The following is a 25,950-nucleotide window of genomic DNA, read 5'->3' as shown; positions in this document are numbered from 1 at the left end:
GTTACTTAGAACATGGGGATTTTTTTTAAATTTTTGGGGAAGATGCTAGGCAAGGTTTTTCCTGCTAAAACAGTAAGCTCTCTTTTAGGAATAGGATATTTACCAAGTTGGCAGAACTATTGGTCTTCTTTTTTAATATTATTTATTGTCGATGTTATATTAATTCTTACATATGGAGGCGAATACTTACTATATAAAATGCCAGACTCAGGAATAGTCGTAGCTGCTGTTTTTACAAAATTGGCAATAGTTATGTTAGTAATGCAATTAATTGGAATATTTATTTTTCATGCTCAAGACCCTTCAGCAAACAGTGGTGAAGAAATAGTAATACAAATAGCGTCAGGGCAAGTACTGACTGTAGCACTTTCAATGCCGGCAATGATGTCGATTTATTATGCTGTAAGTAAACTCTATGGGAATATATGTAAGCAGATGTTTCAATGCCCATTTTGGTTTAATGATTTTATGCACTTTTTCTTTTTTCTTATGATACCTTACGTATTTTTTAATGTCGTAGAAGTGATAAAACCATGGCCAATAAGTTCAATACAGCTCAGCTATAATAATGCAATGTCAATTACATTTGAGGGGATTTTTCACACATTTTATGCGGTGATTTTACTGTATTTAACAGCATTTATATTCTGCGATTTAACTATGCATGATGCAATTGTCCTAAATAAAAGCATAATTCAGTATGTGAGGGAAAGTTCAGCAGTTTTAGGTGATTATTTACATGATACTGTTAAAAAAATAGGTATTGAATAGTACTTATTTATTTATATATTTAGTATAAAAAGTGTGAAATTTGTGTGAACTTACAAAGTATAATAAAAGAGTTACAAGATTTTTGGGCTAGTGAAGGATGTGTTATACTTCACTCATACACATCTGAAGTTGGTGCTGGCACATTACATCCTGCAACAATTATGTCTGCAATTGATACAAAACCGGCAAAAATTGCATATCTACAACCAGTAATTAGGCCAGCAGATGGGCGCTATAGTGATAATCCTAATCGTTTGTATCAACATTACCAATATCAAGTTATAATAAAGCCATCTGGTAATAATTTACAAGACGTCTATTTAGATAGCTTAAAAGTTCTTGGCATATCTACAGAAAAATATGATATTAAGTTTGTTGAAGATGATTGGGAAAACCCAAGTGTTGGTGCATCAGGACTTGGATGGGAAGTTACATGCAATGGAATGGAAGTAACACAGCTTACTTATATACAGCAAGTTGGAGGGATTGACTGCAAGATGATTCCTGGTGAGGTGGCATATGGGTTGGAACGTTTAGCAATGTGCATACAAGGTGTAGATAATGTTTACGATATAATTTGGAACGATAACGGTGTAACTTACGGAAATATTTTTAAACAAAGAGAATATGAATTTTCTTATCTAGCATTAGATTATTATGATACTAAAGTGGTACAGCAGCAATTCGAAGATACGGAAAAATTGTGCAAGTTCCTTATTGAAAAGGAGCTACCAATGGCAGCTTATGACCAATGTATTAAAACTAGTCACCTACTTAATCTGCTTGATGCAAGAGGTGTGCTTGGTGTGAATGAACGTACAGCTTATATTGGTAGAGTTAGAGAGCTGACAAAAAAATGTTGTGAATTGTACATGAGTAAATAGCGTATGTCGTTGCAGTTGTTATTTGAGTGCCTTTCAGAAGAAATACCACCGAGAATGCAGAATGTAGCTGTAACTCAAGTTAAGAGCTGTATTGCCAATGTTTTTAACAAAAATAATGTAAAATTTACATCAATGGAGGTTTTTGTAACAGCACGTCGCATTACCCTATTTGTCGACAACATAAATGCTTTGGAGCTAAAGGATTCCAATAACGAAGTTAAGGGACCAAACATTAACGCACCAAAAAGTGCTATCGAAGGTTTTTTAAGAAAATATCAGAAAAATGAAGAAGATTTGCTCGTTCGAAAAGTAAATAATGAGGATTTTTACTTCATTAAAAGAGAAAGCTGCTCATTTAACATTCAAGAGTTTCTTAAAAATCAACTAGGAGAAATATTAAAAAATTTCTCTTGGCCAAAAAGTATGAGATGGGGCAAAGGAAAAGAAAGGTGGGTTAGGCCAATTAAAAACATTTTATGCATTTTAAATGACGAAATAATACCTGTGTCTTTTGCAGGGATCACAGCATCTAACACAACATATGGCCATCGATTTCTCTCAAGTGGTACAGCGTTAACTGTTAAAGCACCTAAAGACTATTTTGAATTGCTAGAAAAAAACAGTGTAATTCTCCAAATGGACAAAAGAAAGCAATTTATACTAGATCAGATTAATAAATTCACAAAAGAGCAGAATTTACAACTTGAGAAAAATGATTATTTACTAAATGAATTGACAGGGCTTATAGAGTGGCCAATCGTGCTGTTTGGTGAAGTAAATCAAGAAAAGTCATTTGGATTACCGAAGGAAGTAATACTTAGTATAGTTAATACACAACAAAAATACCTTGCTTTAAGTAATGGAAAGAGAATTTCACACTTTGTCACTGTTGTCAACGTCAACAATGGTGAAGTTGTTAAAGGGCACGAAAGAATATTAGAAGCACGTCTTGCTGATGCCCAATTTTTAATATCTCAAGATAAAAAGGAAAATCTAGATTATTATGTCAAAAAATTAGGTTCGATATTATTTCATGCTTCTCTTGGCAGCGTTGGAGAAAAGGTAAAGCGTATTACGGCTCTGTCAAAGTATATAGCTATATTTATTCCACATGCTTCGCTGATAAAAGTTGAACGCGCTGCATATTTGGCAAAAGCTGATTTGGCAACATCGATAGTAAGAGAGTTTCCAGAATTACAAGGAGTAATGGGTGGATATTATGCTTCTTATTTTCAAGAAGATAAAGAAATAGTGGAAGCTATAACTGAACACTATAAGCCAATCAGATCGGAGCAAGAATGCCCTAAATCCCCTTCAGCAATTGCTGTGTCAATTGCAGACAAAGTGGATAGCTTAGTTGGTTTAATTGCAGCAGGTGAAAAAATCTCTGGTTCGTATGATCAATTTAGTTTGCGGAGAATGACAATTGGTATAATTAGGACAATACTTGAAAATAATTTGCATGTTCCAATTAGGCTATTGATAGACAAGTCAGTATCTTTATATTCAAAACTTCTATTTAATAAAAATACAACGTCAGCTGATAAGCCAAATAGAAAACAAATTTCAGAATTAGTATTTAAATTCTGCTTAGAAAGATTCAAGGTTATTTTAAAAAATAGAGATATAAGACAAGATGTCGTAGATTCAATACTATATAAAATCGATATTAATGATCTGCTGACAGCAGAAAAGCAAACTGTTATATTGGATCGTTATCTTAGTACGCCAGAAGGTGAACAGATTCTAAGCACTTACAAAAGAGTCAGTAACATGATGAGCAAAGTAAGAAAAAGTGATGGCACTACTTATAGTGCATCTTACGGTAAGAGGTTTTTGATTGAAAGTGAAGAAATTGCGCTATCAAATTGTGCTATAACTGCTTGTAAAAACATAAAACAAGCGATAAAAAATAACCACTTTAATGTAGCACTTGATGAACTTGCTGGTTTTGCTCCGTTTATCAATCAGTTTATGGACAGTGTAAAGATTAACTGTGATTCTGATAAACTGAGGAGAAACAGATTATCTTTGCTTGAAAATGTAGTTTCCATCTTTCATTTAGTAGCAGATTTTAACCTCATACAGGTTAAGCAATGGATAAATGCTCAGGCAATATAAAGAACAAATCAAATCATCTCCACAGTCCTGTGGCGTGTATAAGATGGTTGGAGATAAGAATAAAGTTTTATATGTTGGAAAAGCAAAAAACTTAAAGTCGAGATTATCCGACTACCTTCAATTCGAAAACCTTTCTGAACGAATTAGAGTTATGCTCTTACAGGTTATTAAGGTTGAAATATTCATCACTGAGAATGAAATCGAAGCACTGCTTCTTGAAGCACAGCTAATAAAATCATTGAAACCACTTTATAATATTGTGCTCAAGGATGGAAAATTTTATCCTTATATAACAATTTCCAAGCACGATTATCCAAGAATAGCAAAATATAGAGGCAAATTTAAGAAAAATGAGTTTCATTATTATGGTCCCTTTACATCTGCCGCTGCTGTTAAGCAAACTATATTGTCATTGCAAAAAGCTTTTCTCCTAAGAGTATGTTCAGATCAATACTTTTCCTCAACAAAAAGACCATGTATTGAATATCAAATTAAGCGCTGCTCAGCACCATGCATAAACAAAATCACAAAAGACGACTACTGCCAATCAGTAAAACAGGCACGAAATACATTGCTTGGAAGAAATAAGGAAGTGAAAGAACAGTTACTTTTCACAATGAGAAAGTGCAGCAGTGAAGAAAACTATGAGCTTGCTGCTATATATAGAGATCGGGTAAAGTTTCTTGAGCAAATTCAAATACAGCACACGGATTTTTCTTTTGAAAAAGATGCAGATTTCTTCAGTATTGTACGTGAAGAGGATCTAGCATGTATTAGTGTGTTATCGTTCAGAAATAAAGACAACTACGGCAGCACTCCTTACTTTGCCGAGAACTGTGGTGATCACTCAAATGATGAAATTTTATCCACCTTTTTGGTCAATTTTTATAATTCAGCTAACATACCTCCAATACAAATTTACGTTCCAGATTCTATTGTGGATAAGGAAATTATAGAACAAGCACTATATAAGGTTGCTCAAAAGCCAGTAAAAGTTCTGCATGCAAAGAATAAAAAAGAGCGTGATTTATTGAAATTTGTTTATGATAACTCTCAGCATAGCTTAGAGCAGAAGCTTATCGATTATAGAAATAACCTAGAAAAGCTTGAGGAGCTTAGCAAAATCTTCTTGTTACCAAATATTCCAAAGCGTATTGAGGTTTATGACAATAGCCATATATTTGGAAACCAACAAATTGGTGTAATGGTTGTTGCAGGGCAGGAGGGTTTTTTAAAAAGTGAGTACAGAAAATTTACTATAAAGGAAAAATTTTCAGGCGATGACTATAAAATGATGAGGGAAGTGCTAACCAGACGTTTCTCCGGCAATATAAAAGGCATAATACCTGATTTTTTACTGATTGATGGTGGACCAGGACATGTTTCCATAGTACAGAATGTACTGGAAGTATTGAATATAAACGTTCCTTTTGCTTGTATGGCAAAAGGTCCTGATCGTAACGCAGGAAATGAAAGATTTTATATGCTGGGCAGGGAAGAATTCAGTCTGGCAAATGACAGCAAAGTCATGCTTTACTTACAATCGCTGCGTAATGAAGCCCACCGTTTTGCGATAACTTCACATAGAAAAAAACGCGATAAACAGTTTATAGTTTCACAATTAAGCAAAATACCCGGCATTGGCAACAAAAGAAAAAAAGCGTTGATGTCTTATTTTGGTTCAGTGAAAAATATAAGCAAAGCTTCTCTGGCTGAAATTCAAAACGTACCTGGAATTAGTAAAGGTTTAGCAGAAGTCATTCTTAAACACGTAAATTATAAGAGAGGAGTACTGGAATGACACAAAACCCGTTTTATTATTAGGGAATTTATATCTTAAAACCGCAAAAAAAGGTGTGCGTATTTGTGAAAAAAAATCTCCATGAAATTTAATGTGGTGGGACTAGTGCGATTCGAACGCACGACCTTCAGATTAGGAGTCCAACGCTCTATCCTGCTGAGCTATAGTCCCGTGTTTCCTACCATTCATGTAAAGTTATAGCAAAAAATCCTTTCTTTTCTAGATTTCTTGCATAACCAATTTATGACGACAAAAAACATTTCTGTACTTCTTGAGTATAATGCTATTATATTTAATAACATGGTTTAAGTAAGATTAATGCTAGTTAACAATATTGGTTATTTCTATAACAATCAAAACGACTTTGCTTTAAGCAATATAAACATTAAAGTAAAGAAAGGAAATGTTGCATGTTTATTGGGGCATTCTGGCTGTGGCAAGTCAACAATTTTGAAATTAATTGCGGGGATAGAAAATCCAAAATCTGGAACTATTTTTATAAATGATAGGTTAGTTGCAAGTAATAAGGCATCAGTCGCTATAGAGCATAGAAATATCGGATTGATTTTTCAGCATTCTGCATTATTTCCTCACAAAACAGTAGTAGAAAATATAACCTTTGCTATCCGCAGCTCTTCCAAGAGAGAAAAGCACCTAATTGCATTGGAAATTTTGAAGTTACTCAATATAGAAAAATACGAAAATATGTACCCTAACGCCTTATCTGGAGGACAGCAACAATTAGTTGCAATAGCAAGAGTGATGGCACAAAACCCTGATGTTGTGTTGTTAGATGAACCATTTTCTAATTTAGATATACTGCTCAAGTGCCGAATAAGACAACATATATTGTCCCTTTTTAGAAGTAAAAATATCCCTGTGCTAATGGTAACTCATGACCCGCAAGAAGCATTGAAAGTTGCAGATTTTATCTACGTAATGAAAAATGGTAAAATTATTCAATCAGGAGTTTCTAGCGATATATACCATAGGCCTCAAGATGATACGCTAGCAAAGTTTTTTAGTGAGCTCTCTTCTACTCTACAGTTAAGCGAAAAGTTTCCACTTATTCGCTGCAAGAAAATAATCTAGTCTGGAATTGTTATAAAATAATTAAAAAACCTTGATTTATAATTAAATAAAGGTGATATAATCTATGTGTTACTTGACTTCAGTCAAGTTTTAATATTTAAAGGTCAATATTTTAAATGGAGGTGAAAATGAGTTTAGGACCATGGCAATTGTTTCTAGTCTTAATAATAATTTTAGTTCTGTTTGGTGCAGGCAGATTACCGCAAGTTATGGGTGATTTAGGAAAAGGCATCAAAAACCTTAAACAGGAGCTTAAGGACTCAGAAAAATTATCGTCTAACGAACCAGATCGTTAGCGTCCTCATACTTCGTGACATGCACCTTAGTGCATGTCATCTGTTTAAAAACTTAGTCAGGTTAAAGAATGAAAGAGATGAAGTATTGGTATGAAATAAATAACAAATATTGAAATACAGCAACAACTATGTTAGCTTAGGAGGAATATTTTATTAAAAGATAATTGTGCAAAAAAGTGAGAAACTAACTAAAGATAAAAAACTAGCTTCTGATATTCTAAAAGAGGTTGCAGATACCAATAACAATGATAGCAATAAAGTAACTTTGTTTGACATTAAAACAGCTTTGCATGAGCGCGGTTTTGGTATTTTAATAATCATCTTCTCCTTGCCGCTATCGGTGCCTATACCGGTTCCACCTGGTTATACAACTATTCTTTCTATACCTTTAATCTTATTCTCACTGCAGCTTCTATTTGGATTTGATTCTCCTTGGATGCCCAGTTGGCTAGAAAGAAGATCTTTTCAGCGTTCAACACTAGCTCTTGTGGTAGAGAAAACTTCCCCTGTATTAGAAAAAATAGAAAAATTCATGAAGCCAAGACTGTCTTTCATTTTCTATGGGCCTGGTGAGAAGATTCTGGCTTTTATGATGTTGCTTTGTGCAATAATAATAGCTCTTCCATTACCTTTTACTCACTTCCTTCCTGCAATTGGCACAACTCTTATTTCACTTAGCATTATGAGTAAAGACGGGTTTCTATCCATATTGGGAGTTTTAGTATCGTTGTGCGCGTTGTTGCTTACTCTTGTTGTAATAGTCAAAGGACCACAACTTATAACCGGAGCACTTTCTCTTCTTAAAAGCTTTACAACACTTTAACAAAAGAACGAATTACTAGCGCAAAATGAATAATGCATATTGAAATAAAACAATAATTGTGTTAAGAATTATTTTTATCAAAGGTTTTTCATGTCAAAAAATGATAAGTTGACTAAAAGTGATAAATTAGCTTCTGATATTCTAAAAGAAGTTGCAGATACCAATAACAATGATAGCGATAAAGTAACTTTGTTTGACATTAAAACAGCTTTGCATGAGCGCGGTTTTGGTATTTTAATAATCATCTTCTCCTTGCCGCTATCGGTGCCTATACCGGTTCCACCTGGTTATACAACTATTCTTTCTATACCTTTAATCTTATTCTCACTGCAGCTTCTATTTGGATTTGATTCTCCTTGGATGCCCAGTTGGCTAGAAAGAAGATCTTTTCAGCGTTCAACACTAGCTCTTGTGGTAGAGAAAACTTCCCCTGTATTAGAAAAAATAGAAAAATTCATGAAGCCAAGACTGTCTTTCATTTTCTATGGGCCTGGTGAGAAGATTCTGGCTTTTATGATGTTGCTTTGTGCAATAATAATAGCTCTTCCATTACCTTTTACTCACTTCCTTCCTGCAATTGGCACAACTCTTATTTCACTTAGCATTATGAGTAAAGACGGGTTTCTATCCATATTGGGAGTTTTAGTATCGTTGTGCGCGTTGTTGCTTACTCTTGTTGTAATAGTCAAAGGACCACAACTTATAACCGGAGCACTTTCTCTTCTTAAAAGCTTTACAACACTTTAACAAAAGAACGAATTACTAGCGCAAAATGAATAATGCATATTGAAATAAAACAATAATTGTGTTAAGAATTATTTTTATCAAAGGTTTTTCGTGTCAAAAAATGATAAGTTGACTAAAAGTGATAAATTAGCTTCTGATATTCTAAAAGAAGTTGCAGATACCAATAACAATGATAGCGATAAAGTAACTTTGTTTGACATTAAAACAGCTTTGCATGAGCGTGGTTTTGGTATTTTAATAATCATCTTCTCCTTGCCGCTATCGGTGCCTATACCGGTTCCACCTGGTTATACAACTATTCTTTCTATACCTTTAATCTTATTCTCACTGCAGCTTCTATTTGGATTTGATTCTCCTTGGATGCCGCATTGGTTGGAAAGAAGGTCTTTTCAGCGTTCAACACTAGCTTTTGTGGTAGAGAAAACTTCTCCAGCATTAAAAAAAATAGAAAAGTTCATGAGACCAAGAATGTCTTTTATTTTCTATGGGCCCGGTGAAAAAATTTTAGCTTTTATAATGCTGCTTTGTGCGTTATCAATAGCTCTTCCACTACCTCTTACTAACTTCATTCCTGCAATTGGTACGACTCTTATTTCGCTTGGTATCATGAGTAAAGATGGGTTTCTATCCATATTGGGAGTTCTAATATCATTGTGTGGGTTATTGCTTACTCTTGTTGTAGTAGTCAAAGGGCCACAACTTATCATTGGGGCATTTTCTTTTCTCAAAAGCTTCGTATATGGTTAGGCTTTACAACACCTTAACAAAAAAAAAGGAGCTTTTTACACCTATCGATAAAGATCATGTGAAAATGTATGTTTGCGGACCAACAGTATATGACACAGCACATATAGGCAATGCACGGTCTGTTGTTGTGTATGATGTGTTATTTCAGCTACTTAAGTTTTGTTATGGCAAAGTTACCTATGTGCGTAACATAACCGACATTGATGATAAGATAATTAATGCAGCAAGTGAAAAAAATAGCAACATAGAAAGTATAACCACATATTACATTAAAGCTTTTCATGATGATATGGAAAGCATAAATTGTAAAAAACCAACATACGAACCAAAAGCAACGGAAAACGTAGATTACATTATAAAATTAATTGAACATTTGCTGCAATCAGGCCACGCTTATGAATCTGACAAACACGTGTATTTTAATATAGAATCTTACCATGAATATGGTGCTTTATCAGGAAAAAAAACTGATGAATTGGTTCCAGGTAGCAGAGTTGAAGTTAATGAAAATAAAAAGCACCCTGGAGATTTTGTGCTGTGGAAGCCTGCAAATGATATTGACTACAAACTTTCAAGTTATTGGAATAGCCCATGGGGAGAGGGCAGACCTGGATGGCATATAGAATGCTCAGCAATGTCATATGCTTACCTTGGCAAAGATTTTGATATTCATGGTGGCGGCATAGATTTACAATTTCCTCACCATGAAAATGAAATTGCACAGAGTAAGTCTGCATTTGCTGGATCAATGTTTGCAAAATACTGGATACATAACGGCTTTCTTACAGTAAATGAAGAGAAAATGAGCAAGTCCTTATTTAATATAGTCAAAGTAAGAGATTTGCTAGATAGTGGAATAAAGGGTGAAGTAATACGCTATGCACTGCTCAAAACTCACTACAGAAAACCACTTGATTGGACAGAAAACGTTATTTCTGATGCACAGGAAACCTTAAATAAATTTAATCGGTTATTACGTGGTTTAGATACAATAAGTATTGATGAAAGTAACGCAGAGATTTCTAAAGATTTTATAGACGCTTTAAAAAACGACTTAAACATTCCTGAAGCTCTAGCTATATTACATGAAATGGCTGCAAAAATTAACAAAATGAGTAATGAAAGTGAAAAGCTTAAATTAACTGAGAGTTTTGTTAAGAGCGCCAGATTTATTGGTCTTCTTGAGTCAAGTTATCAAGAGTGGTTTACTGCTGGTGTGAGTCATCAAGAAATAGAAAGATTGATAGATTTAAGAAGAGCAGCAAAACAAAATAAAGATTATAATACTGCAGACAAAATAAGGGACCAGTTGAAACAAATGGGGATTACAATTTCTGACAATGAAGATGGTACAACAACCTGGTAAACTCATATGGAAAACTACTTCCTGTTATTCACAGATAGTCTAGTATCGTCGTTAGTTTTACCCATACATCAAGGTTTTGTGTTCAATACCATGCTTTATTTCAGGTCGTATTACACTCCACTACTTATGTTATTTTTTGGAGTACTAGGATCAAGCCTTGGTGGAATAGTTAACTGGTATTTAGGTAGAATAACAATCTCTATACGAAAATCATACCGCAAACTAGAGAACGAGCATAAAACACCAAAAATCGTAAAAAATCTACTGATTTGTGCAGTTACATTACTTTCATGGGTGCCGGCACTTGGAAGTGTGATTCAAATTTTATCAGGTTATTTTAAGTTAAACCTTTATATCCTTGCCCCTTTAATCATTCTATCTAATTTCCTCTATTTGTTATATCTAATACTTACTTTTGGCGTATAACAGCTATAGTACTACAGCCATTAAAGCCCAAGTCATAGGATGGATGCACCATGAGCTAAAAGTAACTCCACAAGGTCCCTATGATTGAAATCAGTGGCATAATGTAATGCTGTTCTTCCTTCATTATTTTTAGCGTTAACATCGGCGTTGTGTTTTAGTAGTACTTTTGCTACATCAATCTTTCCATTCATAGCAGCGAGGTGTAGTGGTGTGTTGCCGTCTTTATCCTTAGCGTTAACATCAGCACCTTTTTGAATGAAGTATTCTGTTGTTCCCAACATTTCATTCAAATCATCCCCCCATAATAGACGGTTATTCTTGGCAATCAAGTGCAATGGTGTCCAGCCACGTTTGTCTTTAGCATCAACATCACTACCATCTTCAACAAGACATCTTACTACCTTCAAGTTCGCGTATAAAACTGCCCAGTGTAACGACGTTAGATCATCATTATCTTTAGCATTAACGTCAGCACCTTGCTCTATAAAATATCTTACCATATCAATCTTTCCTCTGATAGCAGCCCAATGCAATGGAGTACCGCCATATCCGTCTTTGATATCAATATCAATTCCTTTACCAATTAGGTACCTCACCGCATCCAGTTTCGCAAACCTAATAGCCTCATGTCACATAGTTTTGCCATTGCTGTACCTAGCACTAACATCAATACCTTTTTCTTTTATAAGGTATTCTGCTATATAAAAATTTTCATTCTCAACAGCCCAGTATAACGCAGTCCAGCCATAACTATCTTCAATATCAACACTAGCGCCTTTATTTACAAGATATTTTACCATGTCTAACTCTCCACTCTTAGCAGCCCAGTATAATGGCGTTTGGTAAAAACAGTCCCTAACATCAATACTAGCACCTTTATTGATCAGGTATTTTACTATGTCCAATTTCCCATTTCCAGCAGCTAAATGCAATGGAGCAATATCACACCCATCTTTAGCATTAACAATCTCACTAAGCTTATCTTGATGTTTTTTCTTTATATATGCTAATAAGTTTTTAATCGCTTTATAATCATCATTTTCAACAAGCAAATGTAAATTAGTATCTTTGTAAAAGTCATCAATCAACCTACCGTGTTTACTTGCATATCCCCAAATAGATGCAACATGAATTTTACTATCTTTCGCTAAATCACCACTGTTTATCAATTCTAGAGCCTTTCTGAGGGTTTTCTCTTCTTGTCGGTTCTCTTGTAATTTTAATCTTGTTACTTCCTGTACTAACCTATGGACATTTAATACACTTTGGTTTTGTTCACCGCCCACCATGGAATATCTCACAAGTAAACGGATGGCTAGCTTTAACTGCTTTTTCTTATAATCACTTACCGAATTTAAGAATATTTCTCTAGCGATTTTATCAGGTGCAAAATAAGCCAAAACATCTAAAATCTCTGAAGCTAATGGTCCATATTGTTCATCACTTCTTACTTTATCCATCGTAACTTCCCAAGCTGTAAAAGTTGTTTTAGTATAGTTATTATCAATTCCTTGAAATATTTTAGACTTAAGCAACTTCTTAGCTTTCTTTTCATACTCTTTTAGGTAATCACTAATTTTAAACTTCTCTATTATTCTCTGATCTTCGATATATGATATTGCTTGTTGTATAGCTAAAGGAAAGCATTGCAACCTTCTTACCAAATTTTCTATCTCCCGATCTTGCGATTTATCTTTTTTTAGTATATTAAATCCTTTTTTAACAAACTCTATAGCGTCTCTTTGTTCCAATTCTCCTAGCTTTATAACGTCTATTCCCTTTTCCAGTTCCTGATCATGCGAGGTAATCAAAATATGAGGCTTGTTAAGATCAGGAGATAAAGAAAATGGCAAAAATTTACTTATCTTTTTGTACTCTTGAACGTTATCGAAAATGAACAGGCTCCTCCTTCTTGCGAAGAAAGCATATACTTCTCTAACAATAGTTTCTATCGTTTTGTCGTTTCCATACTTATCTTTGGGAGAAATACCTAATCTATTTCTAGCTAACCTTAAGAAAGAATCTTTCATAGCTTCAAAGTTTTCAGCGTCTATCCATATAACATTGTCGTCATAATATCTTCTATATTTACAAGCATATTTTCTAGCTAACTGGCTTTTTCCCATCCCCCCAGGACCACTAATAGACGTTATGTATGAAATTACAGCACCTTTGGGATTGCGTTGTAGCGAATCATGTAGCATTCCCAAATCCTCATCTCTTCCTGTAAATAGTCTGACTGGACCTCTTACATCAAACCAAACCGCTCCTAAAATTTCCTCTCTTATTTCTTCAAGAAGAGCTTTTGCTTTCTCATATGATAGAAACTCCTCTTCTTCTTTCTCCAGCAAAATCAGCACTTCTTCCTGGTAACGGCTGTAAAAGTGCTTTGCATCAGTATTGCTGAATTCCTTGCCCAATTCACTCTTAATAATTTCACTAAGTTCAGTTCCGCTTGGCAAATTGACTGCAAATACTAATTTATTTAAAAAGTCTTCTATTTCTTTATTGCTGACTTCTCTACCTACCTCACGCTTTACAAAATCCTTATTTTCCTGCAAATATGAGATAATACTATTATCAAATTTATATCTTACACCATCACCTACATCCAGAAACTCATCTTGTGTGTCTATTCTTATGACTGAAATTTCCTTTCCTTTATTCTTCCCACTCGGCATCATTCTCAGCTTTCTTACTGGATGCGATGTCGAATCCGCGGAATCAAAATCATCATTTGTAATAATGACAAAATCCTCTATTTCACCCTCAAACTCTCCACTACTTTTGATCTTTAAATAAGCAATGAGATATTTTATTAAGCCAAACGCACCATCCTTTCCCGGTGTTAATAAGTCACCTATGCTGATCTTTTTGTGCCTACCCTGCCTGTGCTTGACTTGTATGAATCTATGTACTATTTTCCCATCTTGTTCATACCGAAGAACAATATCATCAAAATCCTTAGCTGATTTTTTCTCTGTGAATAGGCGGAAAGAATACTCTCTATCTACTGCATGTTTAGGAAACAGCATTAGCCATCTCGCTTGATACATAATACCATGAAAGGTGCGCTTAACCGCCAAGCAGGATAATCTTACAGGCACCTCACTCTAATCTCTCACTCAAAATTGAATTCACAACATCAGGGCTGGCTTTTCCCTTGGTGAATTTCATGACTTCACCAACAAAGAAACCATATAATTTTGTTTTACCGCTTTTGTATTCTTGAACTTTATCTTGGTTGCTATTGATGATTGTGTCGATAACTTCTGATATTTGACCTCTATCGGTTATTTGCTTTAGGTCCTGCTCTTCTATGATGAGAGATGCAGGTTTGCCAGTTTCAAACATAATATCAAAAACTTGTTTACCAAGTTTAGCAGAGATTGTTCCATCAACGATAAAATCTAAGAGTTCGGACAAAGCATTTGCTTTGATTGGGGAGCTCACAATATCAATATTTGCTTTATTTAAACGACCGAAAAGCTCTACAGTTAACCAGGTGACCGCGAGCTTTGAATCATGTTTTTTTATCAATTCCTCAAAGTAATCAGCAATCGCCTTATCGGAAGTAATGACGTTTGCATCGTATTCGTTGATACCTAATTTTTCAATGTATCGCTGCTTTTTCTGCTCTGGCAACTCAGGTAAAGATGATTTAATAGAATCGATTTTATCCTGGCTTACCTCAACAGGTAATAAATCAGGCTCAGGGAAGTATCTATAGTCGCTTGCATCTTCTTTGTTTCGCATCACTTTTGTTTTTCCCAAAGCGACATCAAACAATAAGGTATCTTGACTTATTTCTTCTCCACTTTCTAAAATTTCAATTTGTCTTTGTATTTCATAGTCTATAGCTTGCACAATATAACGTATCGAGTTCAGATTTTTTATTTCACAACGAGTGCCAAATGTACTACTGCCTTTTAGGCGAACAGAAACATTTGCATCACAACGAAGTGATCCCTTTTCCATATCACCATCACACGAACCAATGTAACGCAAAATCTGCCTCAATCTTTTCATGCATTCTGCAGCTTCTGCAGATGAACGGAGATCTGGTTCTGAAACAATTTCCATTAAAGCAACCCCTGCACGATTTAAATCTACATAAGTTCTGCTTTCCTCATGAACGCTCTTTCCTGCATCTTGCTCTAAATGAATTCTCGCAATTCTTATTTCTTTTTCATTGTCGTTGATAAATACTCTACCGTTTTTAACTATTGGCTCAAAAAACTGAGTTATCTGGTAACCTTGTGGTAAATCAGGATAAAAATAATTTTTCCGATCAAAGTAAGAATACTTATTAATTTCTGCAGAAAGTGCAAGACCAGTGCGTATTGCTTGCTCTATGCAGTAATAATTTAGTATTGGCAGCGTACCTGGCATTGCCGCATCAACTAGAGAAACTTGAGTGTTATGCTCAGCACCAAATTCCGTTGATGAGCTAGAAAATAGCTTCGTATTAGAAGAAACTTGAGCGTGTACCTCAAGCCCAATTACCGCTTCCCAATCCTCTTTCGTCATGTATTTTATTTAAATGATAATCTTAATATTCTGCAAAATTAGCACAAAAAGTCAAAACAAAACTCATGTTAGCTAAGTGGTATGCAGATTGTTTTACCCATAGAAACGGGTTAAATGCAAAAGATTACTTGACAAGCTTCGCCAGCCCTCTTATCATAAAATTGAAGCTATTTATTTATCTTCTCTGTACAGATTAAATGACAAAAAAACTCACGTATCTGGCGTCTCATGTTTAATTTTTTGCACTATGTGCACCTTATGTCTTTATAAAACTTCTACCTACATAAGCTGAAACGCGCTTATAAAGCGTTTAAAACATAAAAAAACGCCAACTTAAAAAATGGATAGTGAATAACTAGCTACCCTAGGGTTTCTTTTGCCTTTTTTTCTGTTTAGTAAATTTCTTAACGTTTATAATTTAGATTAGTTGGGGTTTAAAAGCAACTGAATCGCGGTTATTAAGTGTTTAGAATAAAAAAACGCCATACTTGAAAGTATAATGTAAGTAATTAGCCAACCACGGGGCTTCTTTTGCCTTTTTTTTCGTTTGGTAAATTTCTTAATGTTTGTAGCTAAACGATAACCGTCATCCCGCTACTTGTTAGCGGCCGAGATACCGCGAATGAATTGCGGTATGACGTAGGATTGCTGTCATTCCAGTGCCAAGCACTGGGATCCAGCCTTTATTATTTGGTTGAAATTAAGTCTTCTGGATCCCAGTGGGCTTTGTTGCATCGCTAGCTATGATGGATTAAAGATAAAAAAGGTGGAGAATATCAGTAGCTTATTATTCTGGTATTTATAACAAGAACGGTCAGTGAATACCTAAATTTGAGTAAAAGAAATTTCACTACCACTCACTAATCCGGCTAAAATTCAAGAATTTCAATGCTTTAGCTATTTTCAATAGAATTAAATTTATTAATATAAATAATAAATTACTATTCTTAAATTTGATCAGATTGATTGCAAAAAAACAAGATTTTCAATAGGTTGCTTATAATCCTAATTATAGTTAGCCTTTCATAAGTAGCGATGCAACAAAGCCATCCCAGTGTCAGCTACTTGGATGACACCATTCTTTTTCCTGGATTCCAGTGTCTGGGCGCTGGAATGACATCCTCCCTTGTGGAGATTGCTCTCAAATCACAATGTTCGTACAGCTATGCAAACACAAAGGTGTCATTCCAGCGCGTGACGCTGGAATCCAGTTGAGCTATTTCAACAAAAATACTGCATTTTGAGATGAACGTCTATTCTCACCAGACTTATTTACAAGTATAACAATTAAAGTCTGGATTCCAGTGTCAAGCACTGGAATGACATCATAGGGGCACTGCCCTTTTGGATGGAAACCAGTGTCAGCTACTTAGATGATACCTTTTTTCTACTTAGTTTGGGTTATGCAAGAAGTCTATTGCATTCCTGAGCAATTTGATTCATTATTCTTTTTGTAAAAAATTTTCTTAACTTTCTCTCCACTTTTTTGGTAAGGTCACTTTAAAGGAAGTCTAATAGATGCTACATAGAAATCCAGATGAGTTTCTAAAGTCTATTCCAAAAGATAAGCGCATAATGTGCCTTGACATGGGAGAAAAGCAAATAGGCATAGCATTTAGCGATAAAACACAGCTCATAGCCACAGCTCATAGCATATATCACAGAAAAAATATGAGCAAAGATTTAGGTTATCTGCATAGAATATTCAAAGAAAATGAATCTGGATCAATGGTAATAGGACTACCATTAAAAATGGACGAGCAAGAAACTAAATGGTGTAAAACTATAATCCAATTCGCAAATAAAATAATAAAAAAATATAAAGTAAATATATACTTACAAGACGAAAGCTTCTCAACATCTATCGCAACTCATACACTAAAAATTACTGGAATATCAATCACAAAATCGAAAAAAATAGATGATAAAATCTCCGCATGTATTATTTTGCAACGAACGTTAGACAAGATAAATACAATCAAATAGTTTTTCCAGATCTGGAAATCTTCAAACTGAATCCCATATAAAAGTTACTCAACAAAACAAGAACCTTTCGTATAAGCATGACAAATTGCTACAGCAAGAGCGTCAGCAGCATGGTGGCATTTTATACTCAAATTTTTAACTATTTGCTTCACCATAAATATCATCTGATCCTTATCAGCATGGCCATTTCCGGTAATGCTTTTTTTTACATAGTTTGCATCATATTCATTCATAGTTAGCTTTGTTATTTTTAACGCTAAAATTACAACCCCTCTTGCATATCCTAAAGTTAGTGAAGATTTAGGATTTTTATTAACAAAAATTTTCTCCACCGCAGCTTCATTCGGAGAGTATAGGGAAATTACTTTCTTTAATTGTTCAAAAATTGTATGTAGGCGTTCACCTGTACCCAATTTACCATCAGTTGATATGGTACCGCCGCCCAAAAATTCAATATTATTTTTTTCGTTCAGGCTGATAATGGCCCACCCAGTCTTGCTTATTCCTGGATCTAGACCTATTATTTTAACCACTTAATAAACGCTTAACCAATAGACAAACAAAAATAAAAATATCCAGACTACATCTACAAAGTGCCAATACCAGGAGGCAAACTCAAAGCACAAATGGTCCTGAAGTGTAAATTGGCCTTTCCGTGCTCTAAATAAACACACTGATAAAAATATTATTCCTATTATAACGTGTGCGCAGTGAAAACCGGTAATCATGTAAAAATTGGATGTATAAATAAGCTTTTCTCCTGTTTCTTGTAGAGAAAAACTCGCTTCATGATACTCTATTGCTTGCACTATTATAAAAAAAACTCCAAGCAATATAGTTATGGACAGCATTTTAATCATGCTCTTTTTATCATTTTTAAGTAAAGAGTGATTTGCCCAAGTAATTGTTGTACCAGAAAGCAATAATATTAATGTATTCATGAATGGTAGTGACCACGGATCAGGTGGCAAAATTCCCTCAGGGGGCCATTCAACTTTTTTTGCAGGAGAAAACGCCTCAAATAAAAAAACTGGATCAAGCCAGGCTTTAAAGAATGAACAAAAGAACACTATAAAAAATACGACCTCCGAGAGAATAAACAAGTACATTGCAAATTTGAGTCCATGTTTTACAATGGCAGTGTGACATTTGTCATAAATGGCCTCCCTTATTACATCTCTCCACCAATAAAACAGCACCCCTGATACTGCGGAGATTCCCAAAACTAAACAAAACATTCCGACAATTTGTTTATGAAGCGCGCCAACTAATCCAAGTGCAAGAATAAGAATTGCTGCTGATACAGCAATTGGCCAAGGGCTTGGATCCACTAAATGAAAATCATGTTCTTTATTTTTCATAGCATTTTAAAAAATACTTATTAAGGATACAAATTAGCTTAAAATTGTCAATGTTCCTTAGGAAATTGATTGAATCTTGAAAAATTATATGCACCGTTCAAAAAATCTAACACAAATTGTGCAGTTATTCTAAACAACTCAAGCATTCTGCTCTTTTCGTTTTCTCTTGCTCTGCTGAAATATCCATCAACAATATTTTCCAAAATAATGCATCCAGACTTTACTGAATCACTGTAACAAAAATTAAACCAATCCCTATATCTATTATTTTTCTTGAATCTATTTTTCATGCTATCAACGACAGTCTCGTATATAAACATGCAAGAATACAAAACCGTCATAGCCTCATAGGTATTACTATGCGAGATGGATAAAAGAAAATTAGTGAAATTAAAACACTCAAGAGATTTCTTTTCGCAACTTATACCGTACATAGTAAAGTAGTAGTCATATAACATTCTATTAACAGTCACTACTCTTTGGGCTACTTCAGCAAGCGAGATAATACTACTATAATCTTCCATTTTGGATGCAGTAATTAAGGTGGTACGAATATAATCACCTAAGAACAACGTCTTTTGTTGAGCATAGAATTTGAAGTTCTCTATATTTAGGGTGTTATTCGCTAACTCAACATTAAAAGGATGCTCAATTATATCCTTTAAAAGATTTGACCCGTAACAGCTCCTAATTATGCCACTGAACACTGTAGTTATCGATAAAAGATCAAGTTAACGTAAATAATCCGCTGCTAATATTCTTTGCTAGATATATTAGAGTAATATGCCTCATCCCAAAACATTATTTCTAATTCCAGCCCTTTCTTAAAAAACTCATACATCCTCTTTTTTTCACAGTCACTAGCTTTTTTATATAGCTTATTTGTAATATCAGTAACCTCATCAATTACAGCATTTACTGTTTCGCTACTATAAATGTTGATCCACTCTTTGTATTTGTTATTTTTAACCCCTTTAGTTGTTATCTCATTTACCATATGGCGTATAACGATTTGGTATATGTTAAAGCAAGAATAAGATGCTACTAAAGCTTCATTAACAGAATTGTGATATGCGGCACTCATGAAAAAGTCAGTAAAGGCAGAACAAGCTCTTGACTTTTTGTGATCATCAGATAGATCACAATCTTCAAAATATTTTTTATACTGTTCTCGAACATAAAATGCTCCTTGTGCCAAATTGATTAAACTACTCATCATTTCAATATCATCAACTCTAGCTGCAACAATTAAAAAAGCACGAGCGCAATCTATACAATACAGAAAATCCTGCTGAAGGTAGAATTTGAATTTTTCATAATCTAATGTATTATTTATCAATTCAACATTAAAAGGGTGTTCTTTTATTTTATCAATAAGATCAGAAAACTCTTTTACAATTACGTTGTACAGTTCTCCTTCTATTTCGTTATACACTTTATAAGCCTCACAATAAAAATTGAATATAAAAATTATTACTAATATGGTATAATTATTATGAAAAAGCGTGCTATGCTTTAACAATAAGCTAGTATATAAATATGAGGCTGTAAATCAAAAATTTTAGCAATCTAAAGAAATTTTACTATTACCTTCTATATTGAATTCTCTACAAAGATCAGCAGATAAGTCCATGTTTTCCCAAGAAAATCCACCGTCCCTTTCCGACTGTTTACCAAAATGTCCATAACAGGCTGTACGTTTATATATAGGGCAATTAAGCGATAAATGCTTGATTATGCCTTTTGTTGATAAATCTATATTATTCTCGATAAACTTTTTAATTACTCTTTCCTCTACCTTATTCGCACCAAATGTATCAATATAGAATGAAGTAGGTTTTGATACACCAATTGCATAAGAAAGCTGCACAAGACAACGTTCAGCCAAACCTGCAAAGACAATATTTTTAGCAAGGTATCTTGCCATATAAGCTGCAGATCTATCAACTTTAGTTGCATCTTTTCCGGAAAATGCCCCTCCACCGTGTGGAATATAACCCCCATAAGTATCAACCATAATTTTTCGTCCGGTTAATCCACAATCACCAACTGGCCCACCAATAACAAATCTACCAGTTGGATTGACTAAGAGATTTTCCTCAGGACACATCCATCCTTCAGGTAAAGATGAAACTATGTAAGGGTAAATTATTTCTTTTACTTTTGATTGATCCAAATTCTCAGGGTGCTGTATCGAGACAATAATACTTTCAGCACGTACCGGGAGGTTATTCTCATATGCCAAAGTGATTTGTGACTTTGCATCTGGACCAAGTTTTGCTTCTTTAACTGCGCTCATGATATTTTTCAGAATCGAGTGTGCATAAAAAATGGGTGCCGGCATAAGGTTTTCTGTCTCTGTTGTTGCATAGCCATACATTATGCCCTGATCTCCAGCACCTTGATCCACCCCTATTGCAATGTCATTTGATTGCTCATGCAGCAATATATTTACTTTCACTTTTCTCCAGTGGAACCCATCGTGCTTGTAACCAATATCTTTTATTGTATTCCGTACAATACTTTCAATCCTGCTATTTTTGATGTTAGGCCCAAACACTTCCCCAGCTATAATAACGTTATCTTTGGTGACTAAAGTCTCTATTGCAGCTCGCGCAAAAGGATCAGTAAAAAGGTACTCATCAAGTATTGCATCTGAAATTTGATCTGCTACTTTATCTGGATGACCAGCCGCCACTGATTCACTGGTTACTAAATTTTTATATAAACTCATGTTTTTGCTTATACAATATCAAAACCGCTATAGAAAACACAGTTAGTAACTACTAAATGGTGGGTCTGGGAAGAGTTGAACCTCCGACCTCACGCTTATCAGGCGTGCGCTCTAACCACCTGAGCTACAGACCCATGATTTATTCAAGCTGAAGCTTTCATATTATCTGTAGGCACGATATCAATAAAAGTCTTTTTATTTGCTGACCTTCTAAAGCTGACCCAGCCTTCTATTTTAGCAAAAATCGTATGATCTTTACCTATACCAACATTCTTCCCAGGATGGAATTTTGTGCCTCTTTGGCGCACAATTATGTTACCAGGAATAACCTTCCCATTCTTCTTTATTCCTAACCTACGACCCGCTGAATCTCTACCATTACAGGAACTACCACCTGATTTTTTAGTTGCCATATCTTACCTCTTACTTTTGAAGACTAATTTCATTTATACGAAGAACAGTTATATACTGCCTATGACCAGTTTTCCTACGGTAATTTTTTCTTCTTTTCTTCTTAAAGATTATAATTTTTTCCCCCCTGCACTGCTGCAACACTTCAGCTTTAACAGTAGCATTAGATGAATAAGATAAGCCATTATTTGAAATACAAATCACCTTATTGATTTCCACCTCTTTTTTTTCTTCAGCTTCTAACTTCTCTACCTTTATTATACTACCTTCTTTTACTAAATATTGCTTTCCACCAGTCTCAATTACTGCAAACATGATAAATATAAATTATTGTTATTAACTTTAATCGTAAACGATGTCATATACGCTGTCAATATAAATAAAAAGCATGACTTAACGTTCTTTTTAAGCTATCTAAACACTTCTATCTTTCTTCACCCTTTATCTACTTTTTCTCAGACAGTAGACTTCTTGCATAACCTAAGCAGAAAAAAGGCAAATAGTTATTATAGCTCTAAGTTTACCGACACCGTCATTCAAGTAGCCCCTTCTCCTGTCATCCGAGTAGCTGACACTGGTTTACCTTATGATGATGTCATGAAAGTAGCTGACACTGGAATCCAGCCTTTTCATCCAAGACGGCAGCGCCTCCTTCTTCTGTCATCCCAGTGCTTGACACTGGGATCCAGGAAAGTTTGCTTGTGAGCAAGCAAACTAGCATAGAAAGTGGTTACAACATTTTCGATGAGATTATATGGAAAACTGGATCCCAGTGTCAAGCACTGGAATGACATCATAGAGGCACTGGAATGACATCATAGGGGCTCGGGTGACAAAAAAAGGAGCACTGGAATGACACCTTCCTGCCCAATTCATGTTGCTATAAATATTAAGAAATTTACCAAGCGAAAAAAAAGGCAAAAGAAGCCCCGTGGTTATTGTCCGCTTTAAAATATTGGCGTTTTTTATGTTTTAAACGCTTGACAAGCGAAATTCAGCTGCTTTTAATTGCAACTAACCTACGCTGCAAATGTTTAAGAAATTTACCAAGCAGAAAAAAAGACAAAGAATCCCCGAGTTAGCTAGTCTTTTACTATCTCTGTCGAGTATTGGCATTTTTTGATGTCTTGTAACGCTTTATAAGCGCGTTCAGCTTATTTAGATAAAAATCTAGATGTAGATGAAGTTTTGTAAAGACATACAGTATCTATATACTGCAAAAAATTGAATATAAGACGCCGATACATTAAGTAATCCTTACCTTTTAATCTGCAGATTGGCGAAAGCAAATACAATAGCTTCACTGTTATGATAAGGGGGCTGGCGGAGTTTGTCAAGGAAGTTTTTTCGTTTCTGTGGGCTACCTGGATTAATATTATATAGAAAGTCTGCTGCCAATAAAGCCTAAACTTACCAAATACATTTCTGTAGATTCAGATCTACTTGACTTTGGTTTAAAGTATTTTACTGTTTTAAACATTTTTTTTAGCTCGTTACAAAAATCTTTATCAGATTCTCCTTGGAAAATTTTTACTACAAACGTGCCACCATGGCTCAAGAAATGCTTTGCAAAATTGAGCGCTGCCTCACATAAAAGCATAATTCTGATATGATCCAACGATTTTAAACCACAAGATTCGGGCGCCATGTCAGATAAAATTACATCAAATTTTTGATCCTTGAATTTTTCTCTTAAAATTTCAAACTCATTGATAATATCACATTGTATAAACTCTACTCCATTAATTGCGTTCATTGGTTTTATGTCAAGAGCAACCACATTTGCACCTTTCTGAGATGCAACTTGTGACCATCCACCAGGAGAAGCACCAAGATCAATAATTTTTTGCCCTTCTTGGAATAATTTAAATTTGTTATCCATTTCTACCAGCTTATATGCTGAGCGTGACCTATAACCATCCTTGCTAGTTTTTTGCACATACTGATCATTCAAATGACGATGTAGCCACCTTGTTGAAGATAGTTTTCTGCCTCTAGCCGTCTTTACTCTAGTTTTTATTGCTAATACCCTACTTATTATTGATTATATCTTTAAGCTCTTTTTCAACTACTTCTTTTACCAGTGCATGTAGATATTTATTCAGCCATTCTGAGAGCTGAGGTTTTAAAAGAGATGTAACTAATTCTTCAACAGTAAGGTTCGCTTTTTTTTGTTGTTTATGCTGTAATTCGTTTTGCATTTTTCCAAGCAACGCTTTGATCTCTTCCATATTCTCTTTTAAAATTAGATGATCGTTATTTTGCGCTTGTAAGCCGCTATTACTCGCTTTGTTATTACTCATTTGGATATTATCGTACAAATAAATATCTTTTTTTTCTTCTGAATTGTAGCTATGGCCATTAAATTGGTTATTGTTGCAAGCCATTTCCTCACTTTGGTCATCATTATCAATGTCCTCTTTTTCATTATTTTCTTTTTTGCCATCTTCTTCTATTTCTTCTGGATACTCTTCCTCAAGGTATAGCACATCATCATTTTCATCCTTTATTTCTGCTTTATCGTTACTCGCGTTTTTACCCGATATAGCTTTTTTTATATCTTCTAGGATATCTTTTACAGATTGATTGCCTTGTTCATCATGCATAGTGCTAATACCATTAAATTTAGAGGTCTATACTATTTATCATAAAAAGCAAGTTGTAAACACTAATCACATAATTGCTTTTTGCTTCAACTAAGTCTGAACGTGCTTTAAATAATGCATCTTCAGTGTCCAAAAGGTCAGATGTACTCTTTAAATTTAAGTTTACTTCTTGCTCAACTCCTTCCAATGCTAGAGCTGCTGCTTTTTCCGCTTCTTGACTTGCTTTGATAATGGCCTTTGCTGTCAACACATTATTCCAAGCATTTACAACTGCTTGTTCTATATTTTTTACCGTTTCATAATAATCGTAGGTAGATTTTTTTGCATCCATTTTAGCTTTACTGACACCAAAAGCATTAACTCCTCTCTTAAAGATTGGAACATCAAGAGTAAAAACTACATGAACATTTTCTAATAGTTTGTCTACCTTCATACCATCCTCCCCAAAATTTTTGCTTGCACTTAGATTTAAAGAAGGAAGCCACTTGGAGCTTTCAGCAATCACTTCCATTCCGGCTGCTCTTTTTTGATAAACTGCTGCTTTTAGAGATAAATTATTGGTTTTTGCTAACTGTAAACATTCATTTAGCTCTGGAACAGAAGGTAGTTTATCATTAGCTTCAGAAAGGTCATCAGCATCTTCGCCAATCAAATGATAATAAGCAATATTTACCAACTTTAATTTACCTTCAGCATCAACTCTTTCGGATATAGAAGACGAAAATTTTGCTTTTGCTAACAAAACTTCAGCATTGGTTACCTCTCCAAGGGAAAAGCGTTTTTTCATAGCTGACAAATGTTCCAAAGAAACGCGTTCTTTATGTTCTCTGAGCTTTAATATTTCTGTCTTTTGTAAAACATTAACATATGCTTTCACAGCATTAAGTGCAAGCTCTTGTTTTAATTGCTGAAATCGCATCTTTTCTGCTTTGAGAAGATGGCTTGATCGACTGAATGTGGCAAAGGTACCACCGCCATCGATTAATTTCTGGCGCAATGTAAGTTTTTTTTCAGATGTATCAAGATTAAAGTTACTATCGAAATTGTATTGCAAATTAATGTCAGGTAAAAATCCAGCTAACCCAGAAGATTTATAGTGTTTTTCTGCGCTTTTATATTGGTAAAATTGAGACTTTATTTTTGAGCTATTTTTGATGGCTTTGCTTATCACTTCTCCCACATCGGTTGCATAGCAACTTATAGTATTAAAAATGATCGCAAGTGTGATAATCAATCGAAACATTCTAA

The 25,950-nt window shown here is 34.6% G+C and carries 25 protein-coding genes and 2 tRNA genes; 12 read left to right on the top strand and 15 right to left on the bottom strand.

The window, feature by feature from the left end:
* The first annotated feature begins 12 nt into the window (after positions 1-12).
* Genes ABWU32_RS02420 through uvrC form a run of 4 tightly spaced genes read left to right on the top strand, consistent with a single transcriptional unit; the run spans position 13 to position 5,577 of the window.
* On the top strand, positions 13-771 hold the full coding sequence (locus ABWU32_RS02420) for a phosphatidylglycerophosphatase (protein ID WP_138265045.1): 759 nt from the start codon (positions 13-15) through the stop codon (positions 769-771).
* Positions 772-815: 44 nt separating this feature from the next.
* Entirely contained in the window at positions 816-1,655 is an 840-nt protein-coding gene (locus ABWU32_RS02415) for a glycine--tRNA ligase subunit alpha (RefSeq protein WP_015588800.1), read from the top strand.
* 3 nt (positions 1,656-1,658) lie between these two features.
* Positions 1,659-3,776 carry a glycine--tRNA ligase subunit beta gene (glyS, locus tag ABWU32_RS02410; RefSeq protein ID WP_015588799.1) on the top strand — a complete coding sequence of 706 codons (2,118 nt, stop codon included), beginning with the start codon at positions 1,659-1,661 and terminating at the stop codon, positions 3,774-3,776.
* Positions 3,760-5,577: an excinuclease ABC subunit UvrC gene (gene uvrC / locus ABWU32_RS02405; RefSeq protein WP_174516859.1), complete on the top strand. Its 1,818-nt coding sequence runs from the start codon at positions 3,760-3,762 to the stop codon at positions 5,575-5,577. The genes glyS and uvrC overlap by 17 nt, the downstream gene beginning before the upstream one ends.
* 94 nt (positions 5,578-5,671) lie before the next feature.
* On the opposite strand, the gene ABWU32_RS02400 is transcribed toward uvrC, so the two are convergent.
* Positions 5,672-5,748: transfer RNA gene (locus tag ABWU32_RS02400), tRNA-Arg, on the bottom strand.
* 147 nt (positions 5,749-5,895) lie between these two features.
* Between ABWU32_RS02400 and ABWU32_RS02395 the strand changes: the two genes are divergently transcribed.
* The 7 genes from ABWU32_RS02395 to ABWU32_RS02365 all read left to right on the top strand — a co-directional run bounded on the left by ABWU32_RS02395 (position 5,896) and on the right by ABWU32_RS02365 (position 11,074).
* Positions 5,896-6,669: an ABC transporter ATP-binding protein gene (locus tag ABWU32_RS02395; protein ID WP_141456795.1), complete on the top strand. Its 774-nt coding sequence runs from the start codon at positions 5,896-5,898 to the stop codon at positions 6,667-6,669.
* Positions 6,670-6,797: 128 nt separating this feature from the next.
* On the top strand, positions 6,798-6,965 hold the full coding sequence (locus ABWU32_RS02390) for a twin-arginine translocase TatA/TatE family subunit (RefSeq protein WP_006013840.1): 168 nt from the start codon (positions 6,798-6,800) through the stop codon (positions 6,963-6,965).
* A gap of 166 nt (positions 6,966-7,131) precedes the next feature.
* Positions 7,132-7,788 carry an exopolysaccharide biosynthesis protein gene (locus tag ABWU32_RS02385; RefSeq protein WP_010962397.1) on the top strand — a complete coding sequence of 219 codons (657 nt, stop codon included), beginning with the start codon at positions 7,132-7,134 and terminating at the stop codon, positions 7,786-7,788.
* A gap of 90 nt (positions 7,789-7,878) precedes the next feature.
* Positions 7,879-8,535, top strand: a complete 657-nt coding sequence (locus ABWU32_RS02380; RefSeq protein WP_264711493.1) for an exopolysaccharide biosynthesis protein — start codon at positions 7,879-7,881, stop codon at positions 8,533-8,535.
* A 90-nt stretch (positions 8,536-8,625) separates the two neighbouring features.
* Entirely contained in the window at positions 8,626-9,282 is a 657-nt protein-coding gene (locus ABWU32_RS02375) for an exopolysaccharide biosynthesis protein (protein WP_015588796.1), read from the top strand.
* Entirely contained in the window at positions 9,275-10,648 is a 1,374-nt protein-coding gene (gene cysS, locus ABWU32_RS02370) for a cysteine--tRNA ligase (RefSeq protein WP_265027930.1), read from the top strand. Before ABWU32_RS02375 ends, cysS begins: the two co-directional genes overlap by 8 nt.
* A gap of 6 nt (positions 10,649-10,654) precedes the next feature.
* Positions 10,655-11,074, top strand: coding sequence for a DedA family protein (locus tag ABWU32_RS02365; protein WP_015588794.1), 420 nt, complete (start codon positions 10,655-10,657; stop codon positions 11,072-11,074).
* A 32-nt stretch (positions 11,075-11,106) separates the two neighbouring features.
* On the opposite strand, the gene ABWU32_RS02360 is transcribed toward ABWU32_RS02365, so the two are convergent.
* The 3 genes from ABWU32_RS02360 to gatB form a co-directional block, all read right to left on the bottom strand.
* Positions 11,107-11,694 carry an ankyrin repeat domain-containing protein gene (locus ABWU32_RS02360; RefSeq protein WP_265028055.1) on the bottom strand — a complete coding sequence of 196 codons (588 nt, stop codon included), beginning with the start codon at positions 11,692-11,694 and terminating at the stop codon, positions 11,107-11,109.
* Between the two features lie 9 nt (positions 11,695-11,703).
* On the bottom strand, positions 11,704-14,109 hold the full coding sequence (locus tag ABWU32_RS02355) for an ankyrin repeat domain-containing protein (RefSeq protein ID WP_353278747.1): 2,406 nt from the start codon (positions 14,107-14,109) through the stop codon (positions 11,704-11,706).
* Positions 14,110-14,182: 73 nt separating this feature from the next.
* Positions 14,183-15,604 (bottom strand): Asp-tRNA(Asn)/Glu-tRNA(Gln) amidotransferase subunit GatB, encoded by a 1,422-nt coding sequence (gatB, locus tag ABWU32_RS02350; protein WP_015588792.1) that lies wholly within the window; start codon positions 15,602-15,604, stop codon positions 14,183-14,185.
* 1,518 nt (positions 15,605-17,122) lie between these two features.
* On the opposite strand from gatB, the gene ruvX reads away from it, so the two are divergent.
* Positions 17,123-17,590 (top strand): Holliday junction resolvase RuvX, encoded by a 468-nt coding sequence (gene ruvX, locus ABWU32_RS02345; RefSeq protein WP_010082183.1) that lies wholly within the window; start codon positions 17,123-17,125, stop codon positions 17,588-17,590.
* A gap of 44 nt (positions 17,591-17,634) precedes the next feature.
* On the opposite strand, the gene ruvC is transcribed toward ruvX, so the two are convergent.
* From ruvC to ABWU32_RS02285, 11 genes are all read right to left on the bottom strand, one after another.
* Positions 17,635-18,123, bottom strand: coding sequence for a crossover junction endodeoxyribonuclease RuvC (gene ruvC, locus ABWU32_RS02340; protein WP_015588791.1), 489 nt, complete (start codon positions 18,121-18,123; stop codon positions 17,635-17,637).
* Complete coding sequence (locus tag ABWU32_RS02335) at positions 18,124-18,951, bottom strand: cytochrome c oxidase subunit 3 (protein ID WP_353278744.1); 828 nt, start codon at positions 18,949-18,951, stop codon at positions 18,124-18,126. It lies immediately after the preceding gene.
* 47 nt (positions 18,952-18,998) lie between these two features.
* Positions 18,999-19,658 carry a TenA family protein gene (locus tag ABWU32_RS02330; protein WP_353278743.1) on the bottom strand — a complete coding sequence of 220 codons (660 nt, stop codon included), beginning with the start codon at positions 19,656-19,658 and terminating at the stop codon, positions 18,999-19,001.
* A gap of 44 nt (positions 19,659-19,702) precedes the next feature.
* Positions 19,703-20,386 (bottom strand): TenA family protein, encoded by a 684-nt coding sequence (locus ABWU32_RS02325; protein ID WP_038249063.1) that lies wholly within the window; start codon positions 20,384-20,386, stop codon positions 19,703-19,705.
* 126 nt (positions 20,387-20,512) lie between these two features.
* The gene (gene metK / locus ABWU32_RS02320; protein WP_174516991.1) at positions 20,513-21,685 is read right to left on the bottom strand and encodes a methionine adenosyltransferase; all 1,173 of its coding nucleotides are present in this window, start codon (positions 21,683-21,685) and stop codon (positions 20,513-20,515) included.
* 57 nt (positions 21,686-21,742) lie between these two features.
* Positions 21,743-21,819, bottom strand: a tRNA-Ile gene (locus tag ABWU32_RS02315).
* 9 nt (positions 21,820-21,828) lie between these two features.
* Positions 21,829-22,098 carry a 50S ribosomal protein L27 gene (rpmA, locus tag ABWU32_RS02310; protein WP_006279564.1) on the bottom strand — a complete coding sequence of 90 codons (270 nt, stop codon included), beginning with the start codon at positions 22,096-22,098 and terminating at the stop codon, positions 21,829-21,831.
* A 10-nt stretch (positions 22,099-22,108) separates the two neighbouring features.
* Complete coding sequence (gene rplU / locus ABWU32_RS02305) at positions 22,109-22,411, bottom strand: 50S ribosomal protein L21 (RefSeq protein ID WP_015588788.1); 303 nt, start codon at positions 22,409-22,411, stop codon at positions 22,109-22,111.
* A 1,060-nt stretch (positions 22,412-23,471) separates the two neighbouring features.
* On the bottom strand, positions 23,472-24,050 hold the full coding sequence (locus tag ABWU32_RS02295) for an RlmE family RNA methyltransferase (protein WP_015588787.1): 579 nt from the start codon (positions 24,048-24,050) through the stop codon (positions 23,472-23,474).
* Between the two features lie 76 nt (positions 24,051-24,126).
* Positions 24,127-24,702: a PopZ family protein gene (locus tag ABWU32_RS02290; protein ID WP_010082598.1), complete on the bottom strand. Its 576-nt coding sequence runs from the start codon at positions 24,700-24,702 to the stop codon at positions 24,127-24,129.
* A gap of 19 nt (positions 24,703-24,721) precedes the next feature.
* Positions 24,722-25,945 (bottom strand): TolC family protein, encoded by a 1,224-nt coding sequence (locus ABWU32_RS02285; RefSeq protein WP_006279873.1) that lies wholly within the window; start codon positions 25,943-25,945, stop codon positions 24,722-24,724.
* Positions 25,946-25,950 lie beyond the last annotated feature (5 nt).

This window comes from Wolbachia endosymbiont (group A) of Udea olivalis (genome assembly GCF_964028365.1).
Lineage (GTDB): Bacteria > Pseudomonadota > Alphaproteobacteria > Rickettsiales > Anaplasmataceae > Wolbachia > Wolbachia pipientis.
This window is presented reverse-complemented; position numbering and strand designations above follow the sequence as displayed.

Bases quoted from the DNA above. Each gene is read 5' to 3' on its own strand.
- ABWU32_RS02420 (WP_138265045.1), top strand. From the start codon at position 13: ATGGGGATTTTTTTTAAATTTTTGGGGAAGATGCTAGGCAAGGTTTTT.
- glyS (WP_015588799.1), top strand. From the start codon at position 1,659: ATGTCGTTGCAGTTGTTATTTGAGTGCCTTTCAGAAGAAATACCACCG.
- uvrC (WP_174516859.1), top strand. From the start codon at position 3,760: ATGCTCAGGCAATATAAAGAACAAATCAAATCATCTCCACAGTCCTGT.
- ABWU32_RS02395 (WP_141456795.1), top strand. From the start codon at position 5,896: ATGCTAGTTAACAATATTGGTTATTTCTATAACAATCAAAACGACTTT.
- ABWU32_RS02390 (WP_006013840.1), top strand. From the start codon at position 6,798: ATGAGTTTAGGACCATGGCAATTGTTTCTAGTCTTAATAATAATTTTA.
- ABWU32_RS02380 (WP_264711493.1), top strand. From the start codon at position 7,879: ATGTCAAAAAATGATAAGTTGACTAAAAGTGATAAATTAGCTTCTGAT.
- cysS (WP_265027930.1), top strand. From the start codon at position 9,275: ATGGTTAGGCTTTACAACACCTTAACAAAAAAAAAGGAGCTTTTTACA.
- ABWU32_RS02365 (WP_015588794.1), top strand. From the start codon at position 10,655: ATGGAAAACTACTTCCTGTTATTCACAGATAGTCTAGTATCGTCGTTA.
- ABWU32_RS02355 (WP_353278747.1), bottom strand. From the start codon at position 14,109: ATGCTGTTTCCTAAACATGCAGTAGATAGAGAGTATTCTTTCCGCCTA.
- gatB (WP_015588792.1), bottom strand. From the start codon at position 15,604: ATGACGAAAGAGGATTGGGAAGCGGTAATTGGGCTTGAGGTACACGCT.
- ruvX (WP_010082183.1), top strand. From the start codon at position 17,123: ATGCTACATAGAAATCCAGATGAGTTTCTAAAGTCTATTCCAAAAGAT.
- ABWU32_RS02335 (WP_353278744.1), bottom strand. From the start codon at position 18,951: ATGAAAAATAAAGAACATGATTTTCATTTAGTGGATCCAAGCCCTTGG.
- metK (WP_174516991.1), bottom strand. From the start codon at position 21,685: ATGAGTTTATATAAAAATTTAGTAACCAGTGAATCAGTGGCGGCTGGT.
- rpmA (WP_006279564.1), bottom strand. From the start codon at position 22,098: ATGGCAACTAAAAAATCAGGTGGTAGTTCCTGTAATGGTAGAGATTCA.
- rplU (WP_015588788.1), bottom strand. From the start codon at position 22,411: ATGTTTGCAGTAATTGAGACTGGTGGAAAGCAATATTTAGTAAAAGAA.
- ABWU32_RS02290 (WP_010082598.1), bottom strand. From the start codon at position 24,702: ATGCATGATGAACAAGGCAATCAATCTGTAAAAGATATCCTAGAAGAT.
- ABWU32_RS02285 (WP_006279873.1), bottom strand. From the start codon at position 25,945: ATGTTTCGATTGATTATCACACTTGCGATCATTTTTAATACTATAAGT.